The sequence below is a fragment of the Streptomyces sp. NPDC036813 genome (assembly GCF_055609245.1).
This window is the reverse complement of the sequence record NZ_JBVJPV010000003.1, coordinates 77059-88916: the sequence shown is the minus strand read 5'-3', so window position 1 is coordinate 88916 and position 11858 is coordinate 77059. Positions and strand designations below refer to the sequence as shown.

Sequence of the window (11858 nt, the reverse complement as noted above, 5' to 3'; positions counted from 1 at the left end):
GGACGCTCTCAGGGCAGATGGGGGAGTACCTCGGCGCCCAGGCGCCGGACGTTCTCCTCCGTCGCCGCGAGGTCGCCCGAACCCTCCACCAGCAGGGCGAACCGGGAGATACCGGTCCGCTCGCCGGTCGCCGTGAGCCGGTCGACGGCGAGCCGCGGCGTGCCGACCGGGTGCAGCCCGCACAGCAGCTCGGTGTACGCCAGCGGGTCCCGCATCCGCCGCTGCCGGCCGTCGACGGTGACATGGGCGTCGAGCCCCTGCTTCAGCCAGCCCGGCATGGCCTTGGTCAGCGTCTCCACCGCGTCCGTGCGCCGGTCGGCGAGCTGGCAGACGCCGGCCGAGACATGCGCGGCCGACCGGATCTCGTCCTCGCCACGGCCCGCCGCCCGTGCGGACCGCCGCCACAGGGCGACCATCTCGGCCTTCTCCTCGTCCCCGATGTGCATCCCGAGCAGCATCGGCAGTCCGCGCTCGGCAGCCAGCCGCACACTCGACGGCGAGGTGCACGCCACGATCACCTCCGGGCCCGGGTCGTCCGTCAGCGCCTCCGACGGCCTCGGCACGACGGGCACTTCGCGGAAGCGGAACCGCTCGCCGTCCGCCGAAACCCGCGCGTCGCGCAGCCACCGCGTCAGCAGATCGAGTGATTCCGGGAAGCCGTGCTCGTACGCCCCGAGGCCGGAGCCGAACACCTCGAGGTCCACCCACGGCCCGCCTCGCCCCACGCCCAGCGAGAACCGGCCGCCGCTCGTCAGATGCAGCAGGGCGGCCTGCTCGCCGAGCGCGACGGGATGCGCCGTCGGCAGCACGCTGACCGCCGTACCCACCCGCAGCCTGCGGGTGCGGCCCAGCAGCAGCGCTGCCAGGGTGACGGCCGACGGGCACGTGCCGTACGGCACGAAGTGGTGCTCGGCCAGCCAGGCCGTGTCGAGTCCCGCCTCCTCGGCGACCTCCGCGGAGCGGACCGCGCGGTGCAGCGCTTCTCCCGGGCCCTGGCCGGGGAACTGGGCCGCCAACACGAAACTTCCAACGCGCATCGCTTTTCCTGCTTCCTCGGCTCCGACGCGGAGCTCCCCCACCCGGCATAACCGTCTGACACGTGCCGAGGACACGGCCTGACGGAGTAATTTGCGGATTGTCGGGAGAATCCCGGGAACGGGAGGTCCCGCAGGGGCACTTGGCGAGGCGCTCCGCCCCCCTTGGAGCGGGGAGTACCCCGGAGCGCGCCGCGTACGCTGGAAACGGCCCGTGCCCCCTGTATAGCTCCGTGAGGTGTTCCGTGTCCCCGCGTCGCAACCGTCCCAAGGGTTCCGGCTCGCCCGGCCGCAGCGCCGAGGACGACCAGACGAGCCGCTACGGCGGCTGGCAGTCGTCGGTGAGCTGGCAGGGTGACCACTGGAGCGTGCGGCACGTGGCGGGCGCGAGCGCCCAGGGCAAGAGCTACCGCTGCCCGGGCTGCGACCAGCTGATCCCCGACGGCGTCCCGCACGTCGTCGCCTGGCCCGAGCACGCGGGTGTCGACGACCGCCGCCACTGGCACAAGGCCTGCTGGAACGCCAGGGACCGCCGCACCACGCGGGTGCAGCGGTCCCGGAACGCGCCGAAGTTCTAGTACGCCCTTATACGTCCCGCTTCTCCAGCAGCGCCCACGCGGCGGCGAACGCGGCGGCCGTCGCGACGAGGGCGATCCACAGCGGGTCCCAGCCGGAGGGGCCGCTCTCGCCGATGGATGTCGTGTAGAACACGCCGAGCTGGGTCGGGATCGAGTAGTCGAACAGGAACTCGCGGACCTTCTGCAGCGACTCCGTCACCATGAACAGGGCGATCACCAGCGGGGCCAGCACCAGACCGATCATGACCGTGATGGCGCCGGCGGAGTGCCGGATGATCGACCCGATCAGCAGGGAGGACAGGCCGAGCAGCGCGATGTAGAGCGAGACGCCGACGGTGGCCTTGAACCACTCCCCGCCGGACGCCGCCTTCGCGTCGGGGAGGATCCCGGTCAGCGCGAACGAGACGAACGTGGTCGACACCAGCGTGACCGTGAACACCACCGCGAACAGCACGATCGCCTTCGCCGTCAGCACCCGCGCGCGTGTCGGGCAGGCCACTGTCGTGGTGCGGATCATGCCGGTGCCGTACTCGGAGGCCGTCGTCAGCACGCCGAGGGTCATGACGCAGACGCTGCCCAGCAGCACCCCGAAGAGGCCGTACGGCAGCGGGCTGCTGGTCGCCAGGTCCTCCGGCGAAGCGTTGGCCGCGAGGAGCGCGCCGGTCATCAGGCCGATGCCGACGACGAGCAGTACGAACACCCCGAGCGTCCACAGCGTGGAGCGCACCGAGCGCAGCTTGGTCCACTCGGAGGCGAGGGCGTGCCCGAGGTGCGTGCGCACGATCGGGATGGGCGAGGTGTAGGCGGGGGCGCCGGGCGCCGTCTGCCAGGTCGGCGCGGCCTGCGGCGTCGGGATCTGGGGCGAGCTCATCGGGCGTCCTCGGACTGGGCGGTGGTCGGTTCGGCGGAGGATGCGGCGGACGCGGGCGGCTGGGCCTGCGGCGCGGGGGTCTCGGCGGGCTGCGCGGGGGCCTGCGGGGCGACCGGCTGGGCGGGGGCCTGCTGGGCGTACGGGTTCACCGGGGCCGCGCCCGGTCCCTGCGGGGCGCCGTACGGGGCCGCGAGGGGTGCCTGCGGGGCGCCGCACGGGCCCGGCTGACTCTGGGGTGGCGGGAACGGCTGCCCGCCCTGCTGGGGCGGCGGCGGGGCGTACCAGCCGGGCTGGCCCTGTCCGGGTACCGGCATCGGCGGTTCGGCGCCCGGCGGCAGCGGCTGTAGGAAGGCGGCCTTCTGGTCGATCGTGGAGCGGTAGTCGACGGCCGCCTGCGTCATCCGCATGTACGCCTCTTCCAGCGAGGCCTGGTGCGGGCTCAGCTCCCAGAGCCGTACGTCGTGCTCGTGCGCGAGGTCGCAGATCTGCGGCAGCGCCAGTCCCGTCACCCGCAGCGCGCCGTCCTGCTCGGGCAGCACCTGGCCGCCGGCCTCGGTGAGCGCGGCCGTGAGCTTCTCCCTCTGCTGCGGCTCGCTGTCGGGGGTGCGCACCCGCGCGAAGCCGGCGGAGTTCGCCGCGATGAAGTCCTGCACGCTCATGTCGGCGAGCAGCTGCCCGCGCCCGATGACGATGAGGTGGTCGGCGGTGAGCGCCATCTCGCTCATCAGATGGGAGGAGACGAACACCGTGCGCCCCTCGGCGGCGAGCGCCTTCATCAGGTTGCGCACCCACAGGATGCCCTCGGGGTCGAGACCGTTGACCGGCTCGTCGAAGAGCAGCACCTGCGGGTCGCCGAGCAGCGCGGCGGCGATGCCGAGCCGCTGGCCCATGCCGAGCGAGAAGCCCTTGGAGCGCCGCTTCGCCACGTCCTGGAGGCCGACCACGCCGAGCACCTCGTCGACGCGGCGGGCCGGGATGCCGGACAGCTGCGCCAGGCTCAGCAGGTGGCTGCGGGCGGAGCGGCCGCCGTGCACGGCCTTGGCGTCCAGCAGGGCGCCGACCTGGCGGGCGGCGTTGGGCAGCCGGCGGTAGGGGTGGCCGCAGATCGTGACCGACCCGGCGGTGGGGTTGTCCAGGCCGAGGATCATCCGCATGGTCGTCGACTTGCCCGAGCCGTTCGGCCCGAGGAACCCGGTGACGGCGCCGGGCCGTACCTGGAAGGAGAGGTTGTACACAGCGGTCTTGTCGCCGTAGCGCTTTGTCAGGCCGACTGCTTCGATCATGCTCCGCACCCATCGCAAGGTTCAGGACAGCAGGGCACACGCCCCCGTAAGGGTTAGGAGGATATCCAGGCGCTGACGGTTCCACCCAAGAGAAGGCAAAGGGCGGGCAGGGGCCGAGGCTCAGGCGTCACGCCGTTTCAGCAGGACGTAACCGCCGGCCAGGACCGCCGCCACCCACGCCACCATGATCCCGAGGCCGCCCCAGGGGCCGTAGGGGGTGTCGTCGCCGACCGGGGTGACCACCTGCATGATCTTGCTGCCGGCCTGGTCGGGCAGGTACCGGCCGATCTTCTTCGTCGCGCTGACGTTGCCGAGGATGTTCGAGATCAGGAAGAAGAACGGCATCAGGATGCCGAGCGACAGCATCGGTGAGCGCAGCATCGCGGCCACGCCCATCGAGAACACCGCGATCAGCGTCATGTACAGCCCGCCGCCGAACACCGCGCGCAGCACCCCGGGATCGCCGATCGAGGCCCGGTGCTCACCCAGCATCGCCTGCCCGAGGAAGAACGTGGCGAAGCTGGTCGCCATGCCGACCACCAGCGCCAGCCCGGTCGCGACGGCCACCTTGCTGAACAGGAACATGCCGCGCCGGGGCACCGCGGCCAGCGAGGTGCGGATCATGCCGGTGCTGTACTCGTTCGACACCACCAGCACGCCGAACACGATCATCGCGAGCTGGCCGAGGGTCATCCCGGCGAAACTGATGAAGGTCGGGTCGAAGGAGAGCCGATCGCGGCGGCTCATGTTGTCGAACTCGTTCTTCGACAGCGCCGAGATCAGCATGCCGAGGGCGATGGTGACCACCACGGCGAGGGAGAGCGTCCAGACCGTGGACGCCACCGACCGGATCTTGGTCCACTCCGAGCGGATGACCTGGACCGCCGCCATGGCTCAGTCCCCCTTCTGCCAGCCGGCGCCCCACGGTTCCTGCGGCGCCGGGGTTGTGCCGTCGTGTGCGTGGTACTCCACCGCCTGCGCGGTCAGCTGCATGAACGCCTCCTCCAGCGAGGCCTGCTGACTGCTCAGCTCGTGCAGCACGATCTGGTGCTGCGCCGCCAGCTCACCGATCTGCTCGCTCTTGCCGCCCTCCACCTCCAGCACCCCGCTGCCGGTCTCCACGACGGTGATGCCCGCCTGGTGCAGCACGTCCAGCAGCCGCTCACGCTGCGGGGTGCGGATCCGGACGAAGGCGCGGGAGTTACGGGCGATGAAGTCGGCCATCGAGGTGTCGGCCAGCAGCCGGCCCTGTCCGATGACGACGAGATGGTCCGCGGTGAGCGCCATCTCACTCATCAGATGGGACGAGACGAACACCGTCCGCCCCTGCGCCGCCAGCGACTTCATCAGGTTGCGGATCCAGTGGATGCCCTCCGGGTCGAGGCCGTTGACCGGCTCGTCGAACATCAGGATCCGCGGATCGCCGAGCAGCGCGGCGGCGATGCCGAGCCGCTGCCCCATGCCGAGCGAGAAGCCCTTGGTCTTCTTCCTCGCCACCGCCGTCAGACCGACGGTCTCCAGCACCTCCCGCACCCGGCGGGTGGGGATGCCGTTGCTCTGCGCGAGGCACAGCAGGTGGTTGTAGGCGCTGCGCCCGCCGTGCCAGGCCTTCGCCTCCAGCAGCGCGCCGATGTACGTCAGCGGGTCCTTCAGCTGGTCGTAGTGGATGCCGTCGATCCGCACATCCCCTGCCGTGGGCCGGTCCAGACCCAGGATCATCCGCATGGTGGTCGACTTGCCCGCGCCGTTGGGACCGAGGAAGCCGGTGACGATGCCGGGTCTGACGGTGAAGCTCAGATTGTTCACCGCCACCTTCTCGCCGTACCGCTTGGTCAGCCCCTCGAGCTCGATCATGCGGCCACGCTAAGACGGAACGAAGCCCTCCGCCAGTGCTGGCGGAGGGCTTCTTCAGTCGTTCGGACGCCGTATCCCGGGCGTTGGCGAACGCGGTCAGCGCGACTGCTGCGCCGGCACCCCACGAGAAACCTGCTCGTCGTCACCCGGGGACCCCGCGGCAGCGACCGCCGCACCGGTCAGCGTGGCGAGCATCTCGCGGACGTTCGTCAGCTGGGCGTTGATGGAGTCGCGGCGGTTGGTGAGCGCCGCGAGCTCGCGCTCGGATTCCGAGCGGATGCGGTCGGCCTTGGCGTTGGCGTCCGCCACGATGTCCTCGGCCTGGCGCTGAGCCGTCTCCACCGTCTGGCGGGCGCGGCGCTCGGCGTCCGTGCGCAGCTTCTCCGCCTCCAGGCGCAGCTGCTCGGCGCGGTGCTCGATCTCCGCGAGCCGCTTCTCGGCCTTGGCCTGACGGGAGGCCAGGTCGCGCTCGGACTGCTCACGGCGCTTGGCGAGGTTCGTCTCGAAGTCGGCGGCGGCCTGCGCGGCCTTGGCGCGGGTCTCCTCGAAGAGGGCGTCCGCCTCCTCACGCTTGGACTGCGCGTCCTTCTGCGCCTCGGAGCGCAGCTGCGCCGCGTCGGCCTTGGCCTTCTCGACGATCCGGACGCCCTCGTCCTCGGCCTTCGCCTTGCGGTCGGCGGCGTAGGACTCCGCATCGTTGCGCACCTGCTGGGCCGCCGACTCGGCGAGGTCGCGGTGCTGCTCGGCGGCGCGCCGGGCCTCCTCGCGCAGCTCCTTGGCCTCTTCCTCGGCAAGGCGCAGGATCTTCTCGACGCGCGCGCCGAGCCCGGCGTAGGACGGCTCGGCGTCCGTCACCTGGGCCTGGGCGTTCTGCGTCTCGAGGTGCAGCTCCTCGATGCGCTTTTCCAGAGCGGTGATACGGGAGAGGGCCTGGTCACGGTCGGAGACGAGCTTGGAGATACGTTCGTCCACCTGAGCGCGGTCGTACCCACGCCGCACAAGCTCGAAGCCGTAGGGGGAAGTGTCGCTCATGGGGTTCCTGTCGAATGAGACCGGTGAGGTGATAGGTGGAATCCTAGGGGTCAGAACGGCGTGTCATCGAGCGGATACGTGTTTGATCTGGAGAATGACACCCCTTTTGGGTGGCTGAGCGGCGGACCACTTGCCAAGACACCGTCAAAGGCCCTGCCCAGGACCGTGGAACATCGCCGCGTCACTTCCGCTTCCCCTCCGTGCCGTTGGCTCAGACTGGCCCCTCGCCGCCCGCGGACGCTAGCCGTCTGACGACTTGCCACCCGAACGAGGGGCGCCGACCGTCGCACCCGCCTTGACCGCGGAGTCCTTGGCCGGCGAGGGGGCCTCGAAGGATTCCAGCGCCTCCAGCACGTCCTGGACGCGGGAGATCTCGGCGTTGATGTCCTCGCGGCGCCGCACCAGGACCTCCAGCTCGCGCTTGCCCTCCTCGACCGTGCGCCGCGCCTCGCGGACCGCCTCGGCCTTGAGCTCCTCGGCCTCCTTGACCAGCCTGGCCTTCTTCTGCTCGGCCTCCTTGAGCAGCCCCTCGGCCTTCTTCACCGCGGCGATACGGACCTTGCCCGCCTCGGAGTTGGCCTCCGAGACGATCTCCTTGGCCTTCGCCTCCGCCTTGGCCAGCTGCTCCTCGGCGGCCTTGATGAGCGCGTCGCAGCGGTCGCCGGTCGACTTCATCGTCTCGGCGGCCTCGCGGCGGGCCCGCTCGTGCAGCTCCTCGATCTCGGACGTGATGCGGTCGCGCAGCTCCTCCGCCCGCTCCCTTATCTGCGTGGCGTCCCGGCGCGCGCCGACCAGAAGCTCGTCCGCGTCCGAACGCGCCTTCTCCACCATCTGGTTGCCCTCGATGGTCGACTCGGAGACGATCCGCTCGGCCTCCTTGCGGGCGGCGCCGACCATCGTGTCCGCCTGGGACTCGGCGTCCGCGGTCGTCTTCAGCGCCTGCTGCTGCGCCTCGGTGAGCAGCTTGTCCGCCTCGGCCGTGGCCTCCGTGATGAGCTTGTCGACCTGCTCGGCGGCCTCGCTGCGGCGCTTGTTGGCGTCCTTGCGGGCCTCGTCCAGGGTGCGCTCGGCCTCCTCGCGGGCGGCCGTGACCAGCCGCTCGGCCTCCTCGGCCGCCGCCGCCTTGACCCGCTCGGACTCGGTACGGATGCGCTCGGCGTGCTGCTGGGCGCTGCCCACCGTCTCGGCGGCCTCGGCACGCAGCCGCTCCGCCTCCGCCGTGGCGTCCCCGACCAGCTTCTCCGCCGTGGCGACCGACTCCGAACGGACCCGCTCGGCCTCCTGAAGCGCCTCGGTGCGGACGCGTTCGGCCTCCGCGGCGGTCTCGGTGCGCAGCCGGTCGGTCTCGGCGATCGTCTCGGCGCGCAGCCGGTCGGTCTCGGTGACGGTCTCGGTGGTGAGGCGTTCCGCTTCGCTGCGGGCCTCGCCGATGAGGGTGTCTGCCTGCGTCGCGGCGTCCGAGCGGATGCGGTTGGCGTCGTCCCGGGCGTCCGCCCGCGTACGGGTCGCGTCCTGGTCGGCCTGCGCGCGGATGTCGGCGGCCTCGGTGCGCAGCCGGTCGGCCTCCTCCCGCCCCTGCGTACGGACGCGCTCGGCCTCCTGAAGCGCCTCGGTGCGGACGCGCTCGGCCTCCTCGACGGTCTCCGTGCGCAGCCGGTCGGTCTCGGCGACCGTCTCGGTGGTGAGGCGTTCCGCTTCGCTGCGGGCCTCGCTGATGAGGGTGTCCGCCTGCGTCGCGGCGTCCGAGCGGATGCGGTTGGCGTCCTCCCGGGCGTCCGCCCGCGTGCGCGCCGCCTGCTGGTCGGCCTGCGCGATGGTCTCCGAAGCCTCGGTGCGCACCCGCTGGGCGTGCTCGGCGGCGTCGGAACGCACGCGCTCGGCCTCCGCGACGGCCTCCGTCACCGTGTGCTCGGCGAGCGCCTTGGCGGCCTGTGCCTCCTCGTTGGCCTCGCGGCGAAGCCGCGCGGCGTCCTCGCCCGCCCGCTCCCGCTCGGCGTAGGCGTCCGTGCGGACCCGGTCGGCCTCCTCCTGCGCCTCCCGGCGGGTGCGCTCCGCCGCGTGCTCGGCGGCGCTGCGCAGCCCGGCGATCTCGTCCTGCGCCTGTTCGTGCAGCCCGGCCACGGAGTCCCGCACCTGCTGCGCGTGCTGCTCGGCCGCGGACACCATCTCGCCCGCGCGCCGCTCGGCCTCCTCGACCAGACGGGTCGCCTCGGTCTGCGCCTCCTCCACGCGGGTGCGGGCCGCCGCGAGCAGCTCCTCGCTCTGCGCGCGGGCCCGCTCACGCTCCTGGTCCGCCTCCTGGCGCGCCGAACCGAGGAGTTCCTCGGCCTCACGACGGCGGCGGGCCGCCTCCTCCTGCGCGGCGGCCAGCGTCTCCGACGCCTCCGCCGCCAGCCGCTCGGCCGCGGCCTGCGCCTCGGCGCGCAGCCGGTCGGCGCTGTCCTGCGCCTCCGACTTCAGCCGCTCCGCCTCGGCCGCCGCCTCGGAGCGCAGCCGTACGGCGACGGCCTCGCCCTCCGCGCGGGAGGCGGAGGCGTCAGCGGCGGCCTCGGTGCGCAGCCGCTCGGCCTCGGCCTCGGCCTGCTGCTGGAGCGTACGGATCCGCTCGGCGGACTCGCCGCGCAGCCGCTCGCTCTCCTCGGCGGCCTCCCGGCGGATGCGGGCGGCCTCCTCACGGGCGTCCGCGAGGGACTGCTCGGCCGCGGCGAGCCGCTCCTGCGCCTCCGACTGAAGACGGGTCAGCTCCTCGGCCGCCTCCGCCTGCCGGGCGGCCATCGCCCGCTCGGTCTCCTCGCGCAGCTCGCGCGCGGCCCGCTCGGCGTCCGCCTTCAGCGTCTCGGCCTGCTCGGCGGCCTCCGCACGGTGCCGTTCGGCCTCCGCGCGGGTGCGCTCCAGGGTCTCCTCGGCCTGCCGGCGCAAGCTCGTCGCCCGCTCGATGGCCTCGGTGCGCACCTTCTCGCTGTCGGCGGTCGCGGTCTTGCGCAGCTCGTCGGCGTCCGCCTTGGCCTTGGCGAGCAGTTCCTCGGCGGTCCTGGCCGCCTCGTCGATCTGCTGGACGGCCTCCTTGCGGGCCTCGGCGCGGATCTTCTCGCCCTCGGCGACCGCGTCGGCGCGCAGCTGCTCGGCCTCGCCGCGCAGCCGGCGGGCCTCCTCCTGCAGCTCGACCGTCTTGGCCCGGTACTCCTCGGTGTCGTCCTTCGCCGCGCCCTTGAGCTGTTCGGCGATCTCGTGCGCCCGGGCGCGCAGCCGGTCCGCCTCGGCCTCGGCCTCGGTGCGGATGCGCTCCGCCTCCTCGGCGGCGGCCTTCCGGGTCTGCTTGGCGTCCTCGGCCGCCTTGTTGAGCACGTCCTCGGCGGTCCTGGCCGCCTTGGACAGCTGGGTGGCGGCCTCCTCGGCGGTGGCGCTGCGCGCCTTCTCCGTGGCCTCGGCGAGCAGCTTCTCGGCCTCGGCGCGGGCGTCGGCGAGCAGCTGCTCGGCCTCCTCCTTGGTGGACTCGGCCTCCTTGGTGGCCTCGCCGACCAGCCGGGCGACCTGCTCCTTGGCGGTGCGCGTGCGGGTCTCGTTGGCGGCCTCGGCGCTCGCCAGCGCCTTCGCGGCGGCCTCCTTGGCCTCGGCGACCAGCTTCTCCGCCTGGGCGCGGGCCTCGCGCAGCGCGGTGTCGGCCTCGGCGATGCGGGCTTCCGCGGTGCGGCTGAGCTCCTGCGCCTGACGGCGCGCGGCCTCCGACTCGCTGGCGGTGGAGGTACGCAGCTGCTCGGCGTGGTCGGTGGCCTCCTGGGCCTGCGTGGAGGCGGCGTTGAGCAGTCGCTCGGCGTCCGCGCGGGCCCGGCGCAGGAGCTGCTCGGCCTCGGCGCGGGCCGACTCGGCCTCACTGGTGAGCCGCTGGCGGGCCTCGGCGGTCAGCCGCTCGGCCTCCGCGCGGGCGCTCGCCAGGGCCTGTTCGGCCTCGGCGCGGGACTCCTCCATGAGCCGACGGGCCTGTGCCTCGGTGCGGGCGCGCAGCTGCTCGGCCCAGGCGACGTTCTCGTTGACGTGCGACTCGACCGTCGCGCGGCGTTCGGCCAGCTCCTGGTCCAGCTGCTGGCGCCGGGTCACCGCCTCCTGGTGCAGCTCGGCCTGGAGCCGCGCGGCCTGCTCGGCGTGCTCCTGCAGGATGCGCTGGGTCTGGGCGCGGGCCTGGCTCAGCTCGCGCTCGGCGTCGGCGCGGATCTGGTCGGCCTGCATCTGGGCCTGGCGCAGCAACTGCTCGGCCTGGTAGCCGATGTCCCCGCCGTCGAAGGCGGGCCGGGACATGATGGTGCGGCGCGCCTCGTGCAGCTTGGCGCGCAGCACCTCGACCTGGTAGCCGAGGTCCTCGGCGTGCTGGATCGCCTTTTCCCGCTCGGTCTTCAGCCGTTTCATCTCGGCTTCGAACCGAGTGAGGTGGTCGACGTCAGCCGCCGGCTCCCGCTCCTGGCTCTCGTAGCCCCGCACTGCGCGGTCCCATCCGTCCCCTGGTCGCAAGTCTCTCCAACGAGCACCGTCCATCCGCCGAACGGGGCCCCCGGGTGAATGGTGTCAGATCAACGGCGGAGCATGGGCTGCTGCCCCGTCGCTCGCCCCCCTGAACCGGACCCCGGACTGGTCCCGCCGGTGACGGAGGGACCGGGTCGCCGCAGGGTTGGGCGGCGACCGCACCCAACCCTACCGGCCCTTATGTACGAGGGTCAGTGCTCGTCCGACTCAACGGGGGCCGAAGTGACCAGTTCTGTCAGGACGCCATGGCAGTCCTTGGGGTGCAGGAAGGTGATCCGCGAGCCCATGGAGCCGATGCGCGGCTGGTCGTAGAGCACGCGGACGCCCTTGCCGCGGATGGCCTCGGAGTCGGCGTCCACGTCCGCGGTACCGAAGGCGATGTGGTGGACGCCCTCGCCGTTCTTCGCGAGCCACTTGCCGACCGCGGAGTCCTCGCGGGTCGGTTCGAGCAGCTGGAGGTAGGAGGCACCCCCGTCGGACGTCTCGTTGATCTTGAGCATGGCCTCGCGCACGCCCTGCTCCTCGTTGACCTCGGTGTGGAACACCTCGAAGCCGTAGGTGGCCCGGTAGAACTCGACGGTGGCGTCGAGGTCGTGGCAGGCGATCCCGATGTGGTCGATTCGCGTCAGCATGCTTGTCAGTGGAGCGCGGACCCGGTGGTTACGCAACGTGCGCGCGATCACACCGGCGG

Annotated in this window: 9 protein-coding genes; 1 reads left to right on the top strand and 8 read right to left on the bottom strand. The window is 72.5% G+C overall.

Features of this window, described 5'->3' with window-relative positions; translation table 11 throughout:
* Positions 1 to 8: 8 nt before the first annotated feature.
* Positions 9 to 1037, bottom strand: a complete 1029-nt coding sequence (locus tag ACZ67Q_RS07970) for an LLM class flavin-dependent oxidoreductase (protein ID WP_471177948.1) — start codon at positions 1035 to 1037, stop codon at positions 9 to 11.
* Positions 1038 to 1279: 242 nt separating this feature from the next.
* Here ACZ67Q_RS07970 and ACZ67Q_RS07965 point away from each other — a divergent pair, with 242 nt between their 5' ends.
* Positions 1280 to 1612, top strand: a complete 333-nt coding sequence (locus ACZ67Q_RS07965) for an ATP/GTP-binding protein (protein ID WP_471177946.1) — start codon at positions 1280 to 1282, stop codon at positions 1610 to 1612.
* 7 nt (positions 1613 to 1619) lie between these two features.
* Here ACZ67Q_RS07965 and ACZ67Q_RS07960 read toward each other — a convergent pair whose 3' ends face one another.
* From ACZ67Q_RS07960 to mce, 7 genes are all read right to left on the bottom strand, one after another.
* Positions 1620 to 2483 (bottom strand): ABC transporter permease, encoded by an 864-nt coding sequence (locus ACZ67Q_RS07960; RefSeq protein WP_471177943.1) that lies wholly within the window; start codon positions 2481 to 2483, stop codon positions 1620 to 1622.
* Positions 2480 to 3766 carry an ABC transporter ATP-binding protein gene (locus ACZ67Q_RS07955; protein WP_471177940.1) on the bottom strand — a complete coding sequence of 429 codons (1287 nt, stop codon included), beginning with the start codon at positions 3764 to 3766 and terminating at the stop codon, positions 2480 to 2482. Before ACZ67Q_RS07955 ends, ACZ67Q_RS07960 begins: the two co-directional genes overlap by 4 nt.
* Positions 3767 to 3886: 120 nt before the next feature.
* Positions 3887 to 4657: an ABC transporter permease gene (locus tag ACZ67Q_RS07950; RefSeq protein ID WP_471177938.1), complete on the bottom strand. Its 771-nt coding sequence runs from the start codon at positions 4655 to 4657 to the stop codon at positions 3887 to 3889.
* A gap of 3 nt (positions 4658 to 4660) precedes the next feature.
* The gene (locus tag ACZ67Q_RS07945) at positions 4661 to 5620 is read right to left on the bottom strand and encodes an ABC transporter ATP-binding protein (protein ID WP_471177935.1); all 960 of its coding nucleotides are present in this window, start codon (positions 5618 to 5620) and stop codon (positions 4661 to 4663) included.
* Between the two features lie 96 nt (positions 5621 to 5716).
* The gene (locus tag ACZ67Q_RS07940; protein ID WP_471177932.1) at positions 5717 to 6652 is read right to left on the bottom strand and encodes a cellulose-binding protein; all 936 of its coding nucleotides are present in this window, start codon (positions 6650 to 6652) and stop codon (positions 5717 to 5719) included.
* Between the two features lie 240 nt (positions 6653 to 6892).
* Positions 6893 to 11125, bottom strand: coding sequence for a polarized growth protein Scy (gene scy, locus ACZ67Q_RS07935; protein ID WP_471177929.1), 4233 nt, complete (start codon positions 11123 to 11125; stop codon positions 6893 to 6895).
* A 233-nt stretch (positions 11126 to 11358) separates the two neighbouring features.
* On the bottom strand, positions 11359 to 11799 hold the full coding sequence (gene mce, locus ACZ67Q_RS07930; RefSeq protein ID WP_471177927.1) for a methylmalonyl-CoA epimerase: 441 nt from the start codon (positions 11797 to 11799) through the stop codon (positions 11359 to 11361).
* Between the last annotated feature and the right edge of the window lie 59 nt (positions 11800 to 11858).

Bases quoted from the DNA above. Each gene is read 5' to 3' on its own strand.
- mce (WP_471177927.1), bottom strand. From the start codon at position 11,799: ATGCTGACGCGAATCGACCACATCGGGATCGCCTGCCACGACCTCGAC.
- ACZ67Q_RS07950 (WP_471177938.1), bottom strand. From the start codon at position 4,657: ATGGCGGCGGTCCAGGTCATCCGCTCGGAGTGGACCAAGATCCGGTCG.
- ACZ67Q_RS07945 (WP_471177935.1), bottom strand. From the start codon at position 5,620: ATGATCGAGCTCGAGGGGCTGACCAAGCGGTACGGCGAGAAGGTGGCG.
- ACZ67Q_RS07970 (WP_471177948.1), bottom strand. From the start codon at position 1,037: ATGCGCGTTGGAAGTTTCGTGTTGGCGGCCCAGTTCCCCGGCCAGGGC.
- ACZ67Q_RS07940 (WP_471177932.1), bottom strand. From the start codon at position 6,652: ATGAGCGACACTTCCCCCTACGGCTTCGAGCTTGTGCGGCGTGGGTAC.
- ACZ67Q_RS07960 (WP_471177943.1), bottom strand. From the start codon at position 2,483: ATGAGCTCGCCCCAGATCCCGACGCCGCAGGCCGCGCCGACCTGGCAG.
- ACZ67Q_RS07955 (WP_471177940.1), bottom strand. From the start codon at position 3,766: ATGATCGAAGCAGTCGGCCTGACAAAGCGCTACGGCGACAAGACCGCT.